This window comes from Streptomyces sp. NBC_01808 (assembly GCF_035917395.1).
In the GTDB taxonomy this organism is placed as follows: Bacteria; Actinomycetota; Actinomycetes; order Streptomycetales; family Streptomycetaceae; genus Streptomyces.
In genome coordinates this window covers 7,454,256-7,470,356 of sequence record NZ_CP109072.1, presented here as the reverse complement: position 1 = coordinate 7,470,356, position 16,101 = coordinate 7,454,256, and the positions used below count along the sequence as shown (strand labels likewise).

The 16,101-nt window shown below is 73.0% G+C and carries 15 protein-coding genes; 1 reads left to right on the top strand and 14 read right to left on the bottom strand.

Features of this window, described 5'->3' with window-relative positions; genetic code table 11:
* Nucleotides 1-16 precede the first annotated feature (16 nt).
* The 4 genes from OG946_RS32815 to OG946_RS32800 form a co-directional block, all read right to left on the bottom strand.
* Nucleotides 17-2,032: an anthranilate synthase family protein gene (locus OG946_RS32815; protein WP_326799573.1), complete on the bottom strand. Its 2,016-nt coding sequence runs from the start codon at nucleotides 2,030-2,032 to the stop codon at nucleotides 17-19.
* Complete coding sequence (locus OG946_RS32810; RefSeq protein WP_326799572.1) at nucleotides 2,029-2,652, bottom strand: isochorismatase family protein; 624 nt, start codon at nucleotides 2,650-2,652, stop codon at nucleotides 2,029-2,031. The genes OG946_RS32815 and OG946_RS32810 overlap by 4 nt, the downstream gene beginning before the upstream one ends.
* Before the next feature lie 92 nt (nucleotides 2,653-2,744).
* Nucleotides 2,745-3,914 carry a 3-deoxy-7-phosphoheptulonate synthase gene (locus tag OG946_RS32805; RefSeq protein ID WP_326799571.1) on the bottom strand — a complete coding sequence of 390 codons (1,170 nt, stop codon included), beginning with the start codon at nucleotides 3,912-3,914 and terminating at the stop codon, nucleotides 2,745-2,747.
* 56 nt (nucleotides 3,915-3,970) lie between these two features.
* Nucleotides 3,971-4,432, bottom strand: a complete 462-nt coding sequence (locus OG946_RS32800; RefSeq protein ID WP_101420450.1) for a PhzA/PhzB family protein — start codon at nucleotides 4,430-4,432, stop codon at nucleotides 3,971-3,973.
* A 780-nt stretch (nucleotides 4,433-5,212) separates the two neighbouring features.
* Between OG946_RS32800 and OG946_RS32795 the strand changes: the two genes are divergently transcribed.
* On the top strand, nucleotides 5,213-6,109 hold the full coding sequence (locus OG946_RS32795; RefSeq protein WP_442814557.1) for a S1 family peptidase: 897 nt from the start codon (nucleotides 5,213-5,215) through the stop codon (nucleotides 6,107-6,109).
* A gap of 247 nt (nucleotides 6,110-6,356) precedes the next feature.
* On the opposite strand, the gene OG946_RS32790 is transcribed toward OG946_RS32795, so the two are convergent.
* From OG946_RS32790 to OG946_RS32745, 10 genes are all read right to left on the bottom strand, one after another.
* The gene (locus OG946_RS32790) at nucleotides 6,357-6,506 is read right to left on the bottom strand and encodes a hypothetical protein (protein ID WP_326799570.1); all 150 of its coding nucleotides are present in this window, start codon (nucleotides 6,504-6,506) and stop codon (nucleotides 6,357-6,359) included.
* A gap of 197 nt (nucleotides 6,507-6,703) precedes the next feature.
* Entirely contained in the window at nucleotides 6,704-6,916 is a 213-nt protein-coding gene (locus OG946_RS32785) for a hypothetical protein (protein WP_326799569.1), read from the bottom strand.
* Nucleotides 6,917-7,132: 216 nt separating this feature from the next.
* On the bottom strand, nucleotides 7,133-7,486 hold the full coding sequence (locus OG946_RS32780) for a DUF1330 domain-containing protein (protein WP_326799568.1): 354 nt from the start codon (nucleotides 7,484-7,486) through the stop codon (nucleotides 7,133-7,135).
* A 116-nt stretch (nucleotides 7,487-7,602) separates the two neighbouring features.
* Nucleotides 7,603-8,109 (bottom strand): PhzA/PhzB family protein, encoded by a 507-nt coding sequence (locus OG946_RS32775; RefSeq protein ID WP_326799567.1) that lies wholly within the window; start codon nucleotides 8,107-8,109, stop codon nucleotides 7,603-7,605.
* A gap of 297 nt (nucleotides 8,110-8,406) precedes the next feature.
* Nucleotides 8,407-9,633 (bottom strand): FAD-dependent monooxygenase, encoded by a 1,227-nt coding sequence (locus OG946_RS32770; protein WP_326799566.1) that lies wholly within the window; start codon nucleotides 9,631-9,633, stop codon nucleotides 8,407-8,409.
* Nucleotides 9,633-9,764: a hypothetical protein gene (locus OG946_RS32765; protein ID WP_326799565.1), complete on the bottom strand. Its 132-nt coding sequence runs from the start codon at nucleotides 9,762-9,764 to the stop codon at nucleotides 9,633-9,635. Before OG946_RS32765 ends, OG946_RS32770 begins: the two co-directional genes overlap by 1 nt.
* A 37-nt stretch (nucleotides 9,765-9,801) precedes the next feature.
* Nucleotides 9,802-10,704, bottom strand: a complete 903-nt coding sequence (locus tag OG946_RS32760; RefSeq protein WP_326799564.1) for an aromatic prenyltransferase — start codon at nucleotides 10,702-10,704, stop codon at nucleotides 9,802-9,804.
* Between the two features lie 379 nt (nucleotides 10,705-11,083).
* Nucleotides 11,084-11,899 carry an SAM-dependent methyltransferase gene (locus OG946_RS32755; protein ID WP_326799563.1) on the bottom strand — a complete coding sequence of 272 codons (816 nt, stop codon included), beginning with the start codon at nucleotides 11,897-11,899 and terminating at the stop codon, nucleotides 11,084-11,086.
* Between the two features lie 29 nt (nucleotides 11,900-11,928).
* Nucleotides 11,929-13,134: a hypothetical protein gene (locus OG946_RS32750; protein WP_326799562.1), complete on the bottom strand. Its 1,206-nt coding sequence runs from the start codon at nucleotides 13,132-13,134 to the stop codon at nucleotides 11,929-11,931.
* Between the two features lie 181 nt (nucleotides 13,135-13,315).
* Nucleotides 13,316-16,033, bottom strand: a complete 2,718-nt coding sequence (locus OG946_RS32745; RefSeq protein WP_326800436.1) for a fumarate reductase/succinate dehydrogenase flavoprotein subunit — start codon at nucleotides 16,031-16,033, stop codon at nucleotides 13,316-13,318.
* Between the last annotated feature and the right edge of the window lie 68 nt (nucleotides 16,034-16,101).

Sequence of the window (16,101 nt, the reverse complement as noted above, 5' to 3'; positions counted from 1 at the left end):
GTGGGCGCCGGGTGGCTCACCGGCCGATCGCCCCGAGCAGGGCGTCGCCGATGAGCCGGGGTCCTTCGACGGTGAGGACGGATTCGGCGTGGAACTGGTAGGACGCGAAGTGCGGGCCGCGCAGCGCGTCGATCTGGCCGGTGGCCGGGTCGCGGCTGACGCGGACGCGGCCGACGTCGGGGATGTCGAGTGCGTCCGCGGGGCTGACGGCGGCGAAGGTGTTGTAGTAGCCGACGTGTTCGCGGCGGCCGAAGAGGTCGATGGCGCGCTGGACGCCCTGGTTGGGCCGGTCGCGGCGGACGAGGTCGAGGCCGAGGCGGAGGCTGAGCACCTGGTGGCTGAGGCAGACGGCGAGGAACGGGGTGCGGTCGCGGAGCAGTCCCGCGACGGCGGTGTCGAGCGCGGCGATCTTCGGGTCGGCGGCGGCGCGGGGGTCGCCGGGTCCTGGGCCCATGACGACGAGGTCGAAGCCGTCGACGGCGTAGGGCTCGTCGAAGCGGCGTACTTCGGCGGTGGGGCCGAGGGCTTCGAGCTGCTGGACCATCATGGCGGTGAAGGTGTCCTCGGCGTCGACGACGAGGACCTTCATGCCTTCCAGCGCGGGTACGGTCAGCGGGCGGGCGGCGGTGGCGGCGAGCCAGAAGTCGGCGATGCCGGTGTTGCGGTCGCGTAGCACGTCGCGGATGGCGGGGTGGTCGGCGAAGCCCGGGGTGCGGGGCGGGGTGCCGCCGGCGGGCTCGGCGGCCCGTGCCCCGGCGGCTGCGGCGGTCGCCGGGGTACGGGCGGCGCCGGCGGTGGTGTCCGCGGTGCCGTCCGCGCCGAGGGCGTCGAGCAGCGCGGCGGCCTTGGCGCGGGTCTCCGCCGCCTCGCCCTCCGGGGACGAGTGGCGTACGAGGGTGGCGCCGACGGAGAGTGAGAGCCGCCCGTCGTCGGCGATGTCGGCGGTGCGGATGAGGATGGCCGAGTCGAGGGTGCGGCTGCCGGTGGGCTCGTCGCTGACGAGCGCGGCGATGCCGCTGTAGTAGCCGCGGCCGTGGGGTTCGTGGCGGGCGATGACGCGGGCGGCGCTTTCGACGGGGCTGCCGGTGACGGTCGGCGCGAAGAGCGTTTCGCGCAGCACGTCGCGGATGTCGCGGGTGGTGTGGCCCTCGATGAAGTACTCGGTGTGGGCGAGCCGCGCCATCTCCTTCAGCGCGGGCCCGGTGACCCGGCCGCCGGCGGGGCAGATGCGGGACATCATCTTCAGTTCCTCGTCGAGCACCATGTACAGCTCGTCGGTCTCCTTGCGGTCGCGCAGGAAGGCGGTGAGGCCGTCGAGGGTGGGGCCGCCGGCGGGGTAGCGGTAGGTGCCGCTGATGGGGTTCATCACGGCGCGGCCCTCGTGGACGGAGAGGTGCCGTTCGGGGGTGGCGCCGACGAAGGTGCGGCCGTCGGCGTGGATGGCGAACGTCCAGTAGGCGCTGGGCTCCAGGGCGATGAGCCGCCGGAAGACGGTCAGCGCGGCGCGCGCGGGGTCGTCGCCGACGTCGGCGAGGAGGGTGCGCTTGATGACGAAGTTGGCGCCTTCGCCGGTGCCGATCTCGCCGGTCACGACGCGCCGTACGACGTCGGCGTACTCCTCGTCGGAGAGGTCGAAGCGGTGGCCGGTGAGCGCGGCGGGGGTGTCGGGGAGCCGGGCGAGGGTGTCGGCGAGCGGCACGGCGGCCTGCTCGGTGACGTTCATGGCGATGAGGGGCGCGCCGTCGTCGGGGGCGGCGAAGCCGCGTTCGGTGAGCTGCCGGTAGGGCACGACGAGGAGCGCGCGGTGGGCGGTGGCGGCGGGCGGTTCCGCGGCCTGGGCGGGCAGCGGGAGCCCGGCGAGGGTGCGGGGGTGGGTGACGTCGCCGAGGAGGACGTCGACGGTTCCCGGGGTGCCGCTCTCCGGGCGGTGCAGGAGGGCGTACGCGGGCGGGAGGGGCCCGGCCAGCAGCCGGTCGAGCAGCGCGGTGCCGGAGCCGGCGGCGTCCTGGCGGGGTCCGGGGGCGGTGGTCATGCGAAGATCTCCGCGCTCGGGACGACCATGCCGCAGCGCTGGGCGACGTAGTCGAGGGTCATGCGGTGCCGGTCGGCGGAGAAGTCGGCGACGGCGTCGGCGGCGAGGAACACCTGGATGTCGTGGGTGAACGCGTCGATGGCGGTGGCCAGTACGCCGACGTGGGCGTAGACGCCGCACAGCACGAGCTGGTCACGGCCCTCGGCGCGCAGCCGGTCGAGCAGCCCGGACTTGTGGAAGGCGCTGTAGCGCCACTTGGTGAGCAGCCAGTCGCCGTCGGCGGGGGCGAGTTCGGGGACGACCTCGCGGTCTTCCGGTGCGGTGCGCATGCCGGGGCCCCAGAAGTCGACGAGCAGGCCGCGCTCTTCGGGGGTCATGCCGCCGGGCTGTGCGGAGTAGGCGACGGGGACGCCGAGTCCGGCGGCGCGCTTGCGGAGCAGCGCCGCGTTGTGGACGAGCTGGCCGCGGACCGGTTCGGGGAAGGGGCGCAGGAAGAACCGCTGCATGTCGTGGACGACGAGCGCCGCGCGGGCGGGGTCGGGGGTCCACGCCGCGAGGTTGGCCGGCAGGGTCTCTGCCGTCGGCAGCTCGTACGGGTCGATGGCGGGTATGCCGACCACGGTGGGGCTCCTTTCAGGGTGCGCTGGGTGCGCGGGCTGAGGGGCGGGGCCGCGCCGCCGGGGCCGGGAAGGGCCCGGTGCCCGGGTGGCTGTCAGCGGGCCTCGGCCCACGCGGCGACGAGCCGGTGTGCCTGGCCGGGGTTGAGCCGGGGGTCGCAGAAGGTGGTGCGCCGGCCGGCGGAGCCGATGGCGGCCACGTCGGTGGCGCATTCGGTGACCGGGTCCGGGGTGGTCTCCAGGTGGAGTCCGCCGTTGGTGCCGCCGGCGGCGCCGACGACGTCGCAGAAGCCGTGGATCTCGGCGAGCATGGCGCCCATGAGGCGGGTCTTCAGCCCGTCGGGTCCTGTGATGGTGTTGCCGTGCATGGGGTCGCAGATCCATACGGCGGGGTGTCCTGCGGCGTGCACGGCCTGGACGAGGGCGGGCAGCCGGCTGGTGACGAAGCCGGCGCCCATGCGGGCGATGAGCACGAGGCGCCCGGGGCTGCGGTCGGGGTCGAGGCGGGCGGCGAGTTCGGTGATGTCCTCGGCGGTGGTGCCGGAACCGACCTTGCACGCCACGGGGTTGACGACGCCGGCCAGCAGCCCGACGTGGGCGCCGTCGGGGCGGCGGGTGCGCTCGCCGACCCACGGCAGGTGTGCGGAGGCGAGGTAGCTCGCTCCGGTGGCGGTGCGCCGCAGCATCGGCGTCTCGTAGTCGAGGAGCAGCGCCTCGTGGCTGATCCACACCTGTTCCGCGTCGGGGCGGCCGGCGTTGACGCTGTCGAGTTCGCGTACGACGGCCTGGGCGGCGCGGAAGCAGGTGAGGATGCGCCGCGGGTCGGGGCGGCGCGCCTGGGCGTCGGGCTCGGGGGCGTTGACCATGTGCCCGCGGTAGACGGGCAGGGTGGTGTCGCCGATCTGCTCGACGGGCTTGGAGCGGGGTTTGGCGAACTGCCCGGCCATGCGGCCGACGCGCAGGGCGGGGCGGCCGGTGATCCCGGTCGCGGTGCCGGCGAGCGCGTCGAGGAGCGCGCTCTTGCGCCGCACGTGGTACGGGGTGGACTCCGCGGGGTCTTCCGCGCAGTCGCCGGCCTGGATGAGGTGGGCGCGTCCCTCGGCGACGTCGGCGAGTGCGCGCCGCAGCCGCGCCGCGCCGTCGTCGGTGACGAGCGGCGGCGCGGCGTCGAGGGCCTCGCGTACCCGTCGCACCTGGCCGGTGTCCTCCCACACGGGTTGCTGGAGCGCGGGTCGTGCGTGGAAGTCCTGGACTGAGGTTGGCACGGTCTCCCCCTGCCGGGTGTGCGTGTCGAGGTTCGCGGGTGATGGGCCGGCAGCGGTCAGGTCGGGATGCCTTCGCGGCGTACCGAGGGCACTTCGATGCCCAGGGCGCGGAACTGCTGGCAGGGGTTCATGAACTCGCGCTGCTGCTTGATCTTGCCGTCCTCGAAGAGGAAGGAGTGCAGGAAGTGGTTGCGGTAGTGGCCGGGTTCGTAACCGGGGAAGAGGATCTTGCCTTCGCCGTCGCACTCCACCCAGAAGCGGTTGGGGTCCTGGGTGTCGAATATCTCGATGTTGATCCAGGCCCAGTCGGGGAAGCACTTCAGCGACCAGACGGCGTGCTCGCCGAGGGTGTCGCGGCCGCTGATGACGATGGGCTCGCCGGTTTCCGTGGTCCACAGGCCGCCGGTGCCGTCCTCGGTGAACAGCAGGTGCCGCTCCAGCCGGTCCTGGCCGCGGCAGTGCATGTACTTGTCGACGATGGCGCGGTTGTGGTCCCGTACCTCTTTATCTGTGGACATACGTGCTCTCGCTTCCCTTTTACGCTGAGGGCGGATGGGAGGGTATGGACCGTGCGGACTCCGTCGTCCTGAATACGGTCAACGGCCGCCGGGGACGTGGGTGTCGAACGCCCTTGCGGCACCGGCGGTTTCCATGGAATTCCCGGTTAGTGCAGCGAACAGGACCCGCGCGTCAGCGGGTCCGGGTGGAATTCCCGGCCGACCTGGGCGCGCCGCGGGCAAACCACTGCGCAGGTCGGGCACTCGGGATGTGGAGGTGCCGCAGTGGAGGTGCGGCCACGGTGGAAGATCGGACTGAAACACGCACCACCGGGTCGTGCCCCCCTTGCCCCTTGTACGGATCGGATCTACTCCAGCACCATATCCGCCCGCCGGGCCGTTTCAATACGCGCAAGCGACTCTGCGCGGATGCGTGGCAATGATTTGCCATTCTGATTCCGGCGGTATGTTCAATACGCCGCGCCGGCGTCGTGACGTGAATGTGCGCCTTCATAGAGTACGGGTCGAAAACCGCTGGGGCGGTCGTCACGGGGCCGGATCCCGCGGGCATTTGGGCGGGCGTGCCGCGGCGGGGCGCGGCCGGGCGTACGCGTGGGGCGTGGGCGTGCCCGCGGGGCGCACGGGGCGGACCGCTCCCGGGGCGGTCTTGCGCTTCGCCGCCGGGTGCCCAAGACTCCCCTACGACATGTCAGGGGCACGGCAAAAACCGGGCCGCTGACGGTGTGTCTCACGGGCCCGTCACTTCGGGCCCTGGTTTCCCCCAGACCAGAGGAGACATCTGTGAAGATTCCTCGCACCACCCCCACCGGGGCTTCCCGCGGCAAACTGCGGTTCATCACCGCGACCGCCGGCCTCGCCGCCGTGGCAGCGCTCGCGCTGCCCGCGGGTGCGAACGCACAGGAGGCCTCACCCTCGTTCAGCGCGGCCGAACTCCGGGCCGTCGACCAGGCGGTCGGCGAAGCGGACGTCGCGGGCAGCGCCTGGTACGTCGACCGCGCCAGCGACACCGTCGTGGTCACCGTCGACAGCACCGTCTCGAAGGCCGAGGTGGCCGAGATCACCGAGGCGGCCGGCGAACATGCCGGAGCCGTCGACGTCCAGCGCACCAACGGCAAGTTCACCAAGTACATCGCCGGCGGCGAGGCCATCACCACCGGCGGCGCCCGCTGCTCGCTCGGCTTCAACGTCCAGAGCGGCGACGGCACCAAGTACGCCCTCACCGCCGGTCACTGCACCAACATCGGCAGCTCGTGGTCCATCGGCACCAGGGCCGGCACCAGCTTCCCGACGAACGACTACGGCATCATCCGGCACTCCAACCCCGCAGCGGCGGACGGCCGGGTGTACCTGTGGAACGGGCAGTACCAGGACATCACCACCGCCGCCAACCCCTCGGTCGGCCAGTCCGTCCGGCGTAGCGGCAGCACCACCGGTCTGCACGGCGGGTCCGTCACGGGCCTGAACGCCACCGTCAACTACGGCGGCGGCGACGTCGTGTACGGCATGATCCAGACGAACGTCTGCGCCGAGCCCGGCGACAGCGGCGGCCCGCTCTTCGCCGGCAGCACGGCCCTCGGCCTGACCTCCGGCGGCAGCGGCAACTGCTCCTCCGGCGGCACGACGTTCTACCAGCCGGTCGTCGAGGCCCTGAACGCCTACGGCGTCAGCGTCTTCTAGCCCCGGAACAGCGCACGCGGCACACGGCACCTCGCCCCGGCCGGCACCCGCCGGCCGGGGTTCGCGTCCTCCCGCGGCCGGCGCGCAGGCCGGGCGGGGCGCTTCCCCGGGTCCGTTTCCGGGGCGGGCACGGTTCGTGCGCGGTCGGCGCGGGGACGCCGACGAACCGTGCCCCGGTGTCCGTACCGGCCACCGATGGGACTTCGAGCCGCGCCACGGGGGTGCCGTCCCGCGCGGCGGGCCTCGCTCACGTGCACTCGTGGGACGCGCCGGCGGCGCCGAGGAAGTCCGGGGCCGTCGCCATGGCCTCGGCGCGGTCGGCGATCACCCCGGCCGCGTCGGGCAGCGCCTTGAGGAGCCGGGCGAGCATCGTGCCCCGGTTGCCGCCGACGTCCACGACCCGCGAGGCGCCGGCAGTCCGGGCCGAGCCGCTCGCCGGCCCGGGACAGCCGGAATCTGCTCCTCGTCCCCGGAGAGCAGCCCGACGGCCATCCCCGCACGCGGCAGCCGGCCCGTGGCGTCCGGGTCGGTGCCCGCGTCCTTCGCGATGTCCTCCGGGGTGAGCGCCTTGCCCGCTAACCGGCCGAGGATGCCTCACTCGACGATCGCGACGGCGACGGGGGTGCAGAGGTAGCCCGAGAAGAGCTGGACCAACTGGCGGCCGGCGGCGTCGTTCTCGCCGTCGGTCAGGAAGTCGAGCACGGAGTACGCGCCGGAGTCGCCGGCGCCGTCGCCGCCGGGGCGGGGCCGCGGGTCGTCCGGGAGTGCTGTCGCCGCCGCCGCGGCCGCCTTTCTGGTGCTGGTCAAAACGTCCTCCTCGTGGATGTGTGGGATCTTGTCCGCAAGGTGCGGATTCCACGAGTTTCGACCCCGCGTCCAAGCCTTCGGTACATGTCGAACTGCCGTCGAACCGGCGCCGGCTAAGCGCTGCCGGTCACCGGACGGAAAGGGTGCACACGGAAATCCGGATTCCGCGCGCCCGGCCGTACGGAGGCCCGGCGTCCGCGGCGTACCGCCCCGCCGCTACGCGGCGCCCCCGGCGGCGGCCTCGCGGATCGCGCGGACCGCGGCGGTCGGGACGTAGTCCTCGGGCACGCCCTCGACAAGGATGATGTCGCCGTCGATGTGCCGCGAACGCAGCGGCGCCAGCTCCCGGTAGGCCGGCGAGTCCCACCAGGCCCGCGCCTCGGCGATGCCGGGGAAGCCGATCATGACCACGCCCCCGGGCCAGTCGCCCTCCTTCACCTCGTGCGGCGTGGCGTGCACGAGGAAGCGGCCGCCGTACGGCTCGAAGGTGGCCGGCAGCCGCTCGATGTAGTCGGCGACCTCCGGGTGGGGGGCGGCGTCCTGCAGCTTGGCGATGACGTAGGCGGTCATGGCGGTCCTTCCGTTCGCTCGCGCGGTCCGTACCCTGCCGATCTTCGCAGCAGGGCGGACCGGGGTCGATTACCCGCCGGGTAGGCGACCCCGGCACGCGGCGTGGGACGCGCCCGTCAGGAGGGGATCCAGTCCCGCTCGATGTGGGGGGTCTCGATGCTCAGCGCGCGCATGTGCTCGATCGGGTTGGTGTACTCGCGGCTCGCCAGGATCTGTCCGTCGCTGAGGGTGAAGCCGTGGATGAAGTGGTTGCGGTAGCGGCCCTGGGGATAGCCGGGGAAGCGGATGGTGCCCTCGCCCTGGCACTCGACCCAGATGACCGACGGGTCCTGCGTCTGGTAGATGTGCACGTCGTGCCACTGCCAGTCCGGCAGTACCTGCATCGACAACTCGCCGTGGCGCTTCAGCTTCTCGCGCCCCCTGACGACGATGGGCCGCCCCATGTCGGTGTAGAAGAGCGACGCGGTGCCCTCGTCGGTGTAGAGGGTGTAGCGGCGCAGCCGGGCCTCCGCGCCGGTCCGCATGTACTGCTCGACGGCCAGGAGGTTGCGGGCCCGCAGGTCGTGGTGGTCGGTGAACACCGGAGCGGCGGTGTCGGGTGGTCGGGACACGGACGGGGTCATGGCGTCTCCTGGCGCATGTGTCGGATGTGGTCGGTGGTGCCGTGGGGAGAAGCGCGTACGCCGCCGTGGGGGACGGCTGCGGACGTACGCGCGGGTCCCGCGGCCGGAAGCCGGAGCCGGCCCGGCCGGGGCGGGTGCGGGGATGCGTCGGAGAGCAGCCGGGGCCCGCCGGCGGACGCCGGCGGGCCCCTTCGGTCTCGACTCCGCGGTGTTCCCGTCGCCGGGACGCCGCGGGCACCGCTGCGTGCCCGCGCACCGAGTCCTCGTTCCGGCCGGGGCCGGTCGTGACCGGCGGCTCTACTCCCGGCGCGGCGGGGTGTAGGAGGGGCGGGAGTTGAGCTGCGCCACCTCGCTCTCGGCCTTCTTCCGGTACATCTCCATCATCTGCGTGACCCGGGCGCGGTCCCAGGTGTCGGGGCTCGTAGCCCGCTCCATGGCCCTGGCGGCCATGACGACGCCGTTGGCCTCCTCCAGACGGGTGCGCTCGTACGCGGCCAGCCCCGCCGGCACGTCCCCGTCCGCCCGCGCCAGCTCGTATGCGAGCACCCGCGCGTCGAGGACCGCCTGGGCCGCGCCGTTGCCGCCCGCCGGATACATGGGGTGGGCGGCGTCGCCGAGGAGCGTGACCCGGCCGCTGCCCCAGGCGGGCAGCGGATCGCGGTCGACCATGGGGTACTCCAGGACGTCCCCGGAGCGCTCCAGCAGGTCGCGCACGTCGAGCCAGCCCAGCGACCAGCCCTCGTAGTGCGACAGCACCTCCTTGAGCAGGCCCTCGCGGCGGTCGTCGACCGGGCCGTCGGCGGCCTCGGGCAGCAGGCCGGGCTCGGCGACCCGTACCAGGCAGACCCAGTTGGTGCGGTCCTTGCCGATCGGGTACGCGACGAGCGTCACGTCGCCGTCGCTCGCCCCGACCCAGGAGCGGCCGGTGAGGAAGGGCGGAACGCCCTCCGTCACGCCGCGCCACATCCGCTGGCCGGACCAGGCCAGCTCCCTCTCGTCGGGGTGCAGCCGGGCGCGGACCGTGGAGTTCAGCCCGTCCGCGCCGATCAGCGCGGCGGCTTGGAGGGTCTCGGTGGCACCGCTGTCGCGGTCCGTCACGACGACCTCGACGCCGTCGCCGTGCTGGGTGAAGTCGTGCAGCCGGGTGCCGGTGCGGACGGCGTCGGCGCCGAGCCGGCTGCGGACCTCGTCCAGGAGCATCAGGTGCAGTTCGCCCCGGTGGATGCAGTACTGCGGCCAGTCGGAGCCGGTCGCCTTGCCGCGGGGCTGGGCGAAGAGCTTGTTGCCTGACTTGTCGCAGAAGAAGTACTCGGCGGTGGGCACGCCGAGTTCGGCGAGTTCGTCGCCGAGGCCCAGTTCGGTCAGCTCGCGGACACCGTGGGTGAGGAGTTGGATGCCGACGCCGAGGGGTTCGATGCGGCGGGCGCTCTCGACGACGAGCGAGTCGATGCCGGCGGCGTGCAGGCTCAGGGCGGTGGTGAGCCCGCCGATGCCGCCGCCGGCGATGAGCACGGGAGCGGCCATCAGGAGCCTCCCCCGGTTGCGCCGGAACGCCGGGTGGAGGCGTTTCCGGCAGGTGCGGGTTCGTGGTTGCGGAGGTGGACGGACAGCGTGGCCGGGTCCTCGGGTTCGGTGCGTTCTCGGGTCTCGGTCATGCTCGGCTCCTTGTGCTCACTTGCTTTTCGGCCGGTTTCAGTCCGCGGGACGTACCCGGTCGGAAACCTGAGATGACATCTGGTAATACGAGGCGAGTTTGAAGAACTCCTCGCCTCTCGCCACCGTGCCGGCGTAGACGTAAGTCGGGTCGCCGCCGTGCACGGTCGGCATGTCGCGGGCGAACTTCCCGACCTCGGGCGCTATCCGGGACGGCAGCAGATCGGGGTCCGAGGTCCGGGTGGAGAAGCACATGCGCTCGATCCGGGTGGTGTCCCAGCCGAAGGTCGGGTACATGGCGTACGAGGTGCCGATGAACTCCAGCATGTGCTCACTCGGCTCCGGCAGCCCCATGCCGCGGAGGGTGGGGACGATGGCGTCCGGGCGCGTGTACTCGGAGGTGAGCCCGCTGATGTAGAGGTTCCAGCTGCGGCTGCGGTAGTCGACGCCGATGGCGGAGACCTTGCCGTCGAGACCGGCCCCGGCGAAGGAATCGGCGTGCTCGGCGAGGCCCGGCGGCATCGACGGCAGTTCGGCGAGCGCCTTCATGCTCTGCGGCTTGGCGAGCGGGAAGAAGGTCACCGCTTTCCGGAAACCACCGACGACGCCGAAATCCACGGCATAGGCGTCGACGGGAAAGCGGTCGCGGATCTCGGGGAAAAGCCCCGTGATCGCATGGTCGGTCTTGTCCAGCAGACCGCCGGCCACCGCGGCGGCATAGGGGTCGCCCGTCTCGGTGGGCAGGGTGAAGTCGAAGGCCAGCTCGCCCCGGTAACGCTCACCCGTCCCCATGCTGAAGATGATGTGGGCGTCGTCCCCGAGCCACTTGCCGAAGGTGTCCAGGGCCGGCCAGACCTTCTCCCGGGAACACGGCGCATCCACCAACCGGGAGGTCTCCTCGACGGCCGAATAGATGGTTTCCAGCTTGGCGGCCTCGGGCATTCTTCCCTCCAAGGGGGTCGACCTCGCTTTAGTCATCGGAACCGCAAATTCCTAGCCGTACTGCCCGAAGCAGGCGTGGGCAAGGGTGAACACCCCGCGGTCGGCCTGGGAACATGCCCGGATCCTCCCAGCTCCCACTTGCCTTTGACTTTACGTCGGCTTGGCGGCCGCTTGACACCAGCCTGAACCGCCGGAAAAGGAGGCGTGTATTCACCGGGGGTGTCCGGACGGGGACTATTCGTCAATTCCCGGCGGGCGGCCGCCGGAAGGCGGCGCATTCACGGCGGCGGGTCCGGACCCGCACCGCACGCGGACGGCCGCCGCCGGGGCGTCCCCGGCGGCGGCCGTCACCGCACGCGCCGTACCGGCGCGGTTCGTCTCACGCCTTGCGGAGCACCGCCCCGTAGGCGTCGCACGCGTGTCGCACCTCGCCGGCCGGGCGCCACTGGCTCACCGGAACCAGGCCCGGCTCGACCGGGGTCCAGGGCGCGAGGATCCGCTCCAGCTCCGCGCGGCCCCGGTCGATCAGCGGGTCGCTGGACCGGCGGAAGATCTCGATGACGTCCGGCACGCGCGGGTCGACGTCGGACGAGATGTGGTTGACCGACAGGAAGCTGCCCGGCACCACCGCCTCGTGGATCCGGGACACGATGGCCGCCGGGTCCTCCTCGTCGGTGATGAAGTGCAGGATGCCCGAGAGCAGGACGCCGACGGGCATCGTGAAGTCCAGGGTGGACCTGACGACTTCGTCGAAGAGGATGGTGTCCGGGTCGCGCACGTCGCCTTCGAGGGCCACCGTGTACTCGCCGTCGGCCTGGAGGGCCGCCATGTGCGCGACGGCGACGGGGTTCTTGTCGACGTACACGACCCGCGTGTCCGGCGCGATGCGGTGGGCGACCTCGTGGACGTTGTCGTAGATGTCCGTGGGCATGCCCCCGCCGATGTCGAGGATCTGCCGCACCCCGGCCTCGCCGACCCAGTACTCGACGGTGCGGTCGACGAAGAGCCGCTGCTCCCGCGTGAGCACCTTGAGGTCGGGCATGACGTGCTCGGCCTCCTCCAGCAGGTCGCGGTCGGCGTGCACGTTGTCACGGCCGCCCAGCACGTAGTCCCAGAACCGCGAGGGGTGGGCCTTGCGCGCGTCCGGCAGCGGCATTCTCCCCTCGCGCCCGGCCGGGTCCCCGTCAACCGTCATGTCCGCCTCCGTACCCGCAGCCACCGGTCTCACTCGCCGCCGAGCGTGATCGAGGTGTCGATGAACTCGTTGGTCACCAGGTCCTCGGGCGTCAGCCCGTCCTTGATCGGCTTCTTCTGCGCCTCGAAGACAGGACCGGCGACGTCGATCAGCTCCTGCACCCGCCCGGTGTCGAACTCGCCGACCGGCTTGCCGGGGTCGGCGACGAGGTCGAGGGCCTGCATCTGCTCCACCGAGTACTTCCCGACGCCCTTGGAGAACGGCTGGTCGGCCTTGAAGGCGTCGCGCAGCTCGATGACCTTGTCGATCACCGGGTCCGGGTTCTCCATCAGGTCGACCGCGCCCTGCTGGATGACGGGCACGAGCTTCTTCAGGCACGGCGCCAGCTCGGCCTTGTCCGCCGGGCGGATCATCGGCGAGGGGCCGGGGTTCGGGTAGTACTCGTACGCGAGCTGCGACTCGACCGGCTTGCCCCAGTCGGGCAGCTCCTCCTCGTAGATGTACGGGTCCTCGGTGGCGTACCCCGAGGTGGCGATGTCGCCGCCGGCGGCGACGAAGCGCGCCGGGGAGCCGTCGCCGGAGCTGTCGACCTGGTCCTTCTTCAGGATGCCCTTGCTGGTCAGGTAGTCCATGTAGGGCGTGGGGACGTAGACGACGGTGGTGTCGGTCTTGCCGATGTCCTCGATCGACTTCACGTCCGGGTGCTTCTCCGGGTCCCACATGATGACCTGCGGGTTCTTCGCCAGCAGCGACATCACCGCGAGCGTCGGCTGCTTGTCGGAGTTCTGGATCGCCTCGTCGAAGCCCTGGGGGATGCCGAGGTGGATGCTGTCGTCCGTGTACATCTGCGAGGACGTCGGGTTGAAGCCGATCGCCGGGCCGCCGGAGCGCAGCTCCAGCTTCACGCCGGTGTCCTTGCCGCCGGAGGCGACGAGCGGGGCGGTGACCTTCTTGGCGTTGGCGTCGACGTCCATGTCGTCGCCGAGGAGCTGGTACATGGCGCCGGCGGAGGTGATGTCCGGCCACCACGCCGTCTGGACCACGATCGTCTCCGGGCACTCCTTGCTCAGGTCCGTGGCGCCGCCGGCCTCGGCGGCCGGGGAGGCGCTGTTCTTGCCGTCATCGCTGTCATCGCCGTCATCGCCACCGTCGCCGCCGCAGGCGGCCAGCACGGACAGCATCGCTACGGCGGCGGCGAGGGGGACCGCCTTTCTACGCACGTGGTGCAGAGACATATGAGATCCATCGACGATCGGGCGGCCGGGGGCCGGTCGGGCTGACGGGGGTGCCGGACTGACTGATGCCTGATCATAGACATGCCTTCCGCGCGTACGTTCGGCGCGCTCCCCGGTCGAGTTCCTTTTGCAACGTGGGCGTTGGCGCGCCGGAGCCCCGTGTTCCGTACGGCGGCCCGCGTCAGCCGGGCGGCAGGGCGCGGCGGGCGTAGGCGCGGACGTCCGCGTCCGGGTCGGCGGCGACGGTGGCGAGCGCGGTGGCGACGGAGGCGCCGCCGTCCCGGTGCTCCAGCAGGGCGAGGACGGCCGCGCGGCGGACGTCGGCGTGCGGGTCGGCGAGCGCGCCGGTCAGGGCCGGTACGGCGCGCGCGGAGGCGGCGGCGCCGAGGGCGGTCGCGGCGCCCTTGCGCACCTCCCAGGCCGCGTCGCCGAGGGCGGTCGCGGCGGTCTCGTCGTACGGGGGCGGGCAGCCCGCGGCGGCCAGCGCCGTCAGCGCCCCGGCCCGTACGAGCGGGTCCTCGTCGCGCAGCAGCGGCGCGAGGGCCGCCGCACCGGCCGCGGTACCCAGCGCGTGCGCGGCGGCGACCCGCACCTCGCGCGCCGGGTCCGCGGCGGCGCGGGCCAGCGCCCCGGCGGCACCGGCGGTGGCCAGGGCCCGTACCGCCTGGAGCCGCACGGCCGGCTCGGGGTCGGCCAGCGCGGGCGCGAACTCCTCCTCCCCGCCGAGCCGCAGCGCGCGCAGCACCTCCAGCGCGGCGGCCCGCACCCCGGCGTCGGGCAGCCCGAGCGCGGGCAGCAGCGCGGCGCGCAGCGCCGGGTCCGCGGGCAGCACCTCCACCAGCTCGCGCAGCGCCGCGGCGGCCCCGGCGCGCACCGCCGCGTCGTCGTCGGCGAGCGCTTCGGCGAGCGCGGGGCCCGCGCCGGGCGGCGCCGCCTCGGTCAGCACGCCGACCGCGGCGCGGCGCACGGCGGCGTCCGGGTCGGTGAGGTAGGGCCGCAGCTCGTCGAGCGCGAACTGCTCCTCGGCGAGCGCCAGTACGCCGAGGATGCGCGGGTCGCCCGCGGGCGCGTGGGCCGCGGCCGGCTCGCGGCGCGCCACCGGCGCGGGCCCCGGCGCGGCTTCGCCGCCGGCCCGCGCGACGGCTTCGCCGCGGACCTCGCCGAGGTGCCGCTCGGGCCCGCCGCGCGGCTCGTACCCGGCGACCGGCACCACGTAGGGCTCGACCGGGCGGGCGGTGAACTCCATCGCGCCGGACGGCGACTTGCGCAGGTCCAGATGGTGCAGCCAGCGCTCGTCGTCGCGCTCCGGGTGGTCGGTGCGCCGGTGGTACAGGCCCCAGCGGGACTCGGTGCGGGCCAGGGAGGCGCGCGCGGCCATCTCGGCGCAGTCGCGGATGAAGGTGACCTCGGCGCAGCGCATCAGCTCGTGCGGCGTCCGCGCGCCCATCGCGGCGATCTCCGTGCGCATCCGCTCGAAGCTCTCCAGCGCCAGCGACAGCCGCGCGGCGCTCTTGGGCGGCGCCACGTAGTCGTTGACGAAGCGCCGCAGCTTGTACTCCACCTGCTGCTGCGGCGGGCCGCCGGCGTTGCGCAGCGGCCGGTAGACGAGTTCGTGCGCCTCGGCGAGCTGGTCCGCGGGCAGTTCGCCGCGGTACGCCTCGGCGCCCGCGGCGTCCGCGCCGGCGAGGTCGCCGAAGACGAAGGCGCCGATCATGTAGTTGTGCGGGACGCAGGCCAGGTCGCCGGCGGCGTAGAGGCCGGGGACGGTGGTGCGGGCGTGGGCGTCGACGCGTACGCCGGAGGCGGAGTGGCCGCCGCACAGGCCGATCTCGGAGATGTGCATCTCGACGTCGTGGGTGCGGTAGTCGTGGCCGCGGCCGGCGTGGAACGTGCCGCGGGTGGGCCGTTCCGTCGTGTGCAGGATCGACTCCAGCGCGGTCAGGGTCTCGTCGGGCAGGTGGCTGACCTTCAGGAAGACGGGGCCGCGGTCGGAGGCGACCTCGGCGGCGAACTCGGCCATCATCTGGCCCGACCAGTAGTCGGAGTCGACGAACCGCTCGCCGAGCCGGTTGACCTGGTAGCCGCCGAAGGGGTTGGCGACGTAGGCGCAGGCGGGGCCGTTGTAGTCCTTGATGAGCGGGTTGATCTGGAAGCACTCGATGCCGGTGAGCGCGGCGCCCGCGTGGTACGCCATGGCGTGCCCGTCGCCGGCGTTGGTGGGGTTCTCGTACGTGCCGTAGAGGTACCCGCTGGCGGGCAGCCCGAGCCGGCCGGCCGCGCCGGTGGCGAGGATCACCGCGCCGGCGCGGACGACGACGAACCGGCCGGTGCGGGTGTCGAACCCGGCCGCGCCCACCGCCCGGCCGCCCGCGGTGAGCACGCGGACGGGCATCACCCGGTTCTCGATGCGGATCCGCTCGCGCATCTCGCGCCGCCGCAGCCGCCGGTAGAGGACCTTCTTGACGTCCTTGCCCTCGGGCATGGGCAGCACGTACGAGCCGGAGCGGTGCACCTGGCGCACCGCGTACCGGCCCTGCTCGTCCTTCTCGAACTTCACGCCGTACGACTCCAGCCGGCGGACCATGGCGTGGCCGCGGGTGGCGGTCTGGCGGACGGCCGACTGGTCGACGACGCCGTCGTTGGCGCGGGTGATCTCGGCGACGTAGTCGTCGGGTTCCGCGCGGCCGGGGATGACGGCGTTGTTGACGCCGTCCATGCCCATGGCGAGCGCGCCGGAGTGGCGGACGTGCGCCTTCTCCAGGAGGAGCACGTCGGCGCCGCGCTCGGCGGCGGTGAGGGCGGCCATGGTGCCGGCGGTGCCGCCGCCGACGACGAGGACGCCGCAGGTGAGTTCGTCGGCGTCGCGGAGTTCCGGGACGGCGGGGGCGGGGGCGGTCACGGGGTCTCCAGGTCCTCGGCCGGAGCCGGATCGGCGGTCGCGGGGGCTTCGGTGGCGGGGGCTTCGGT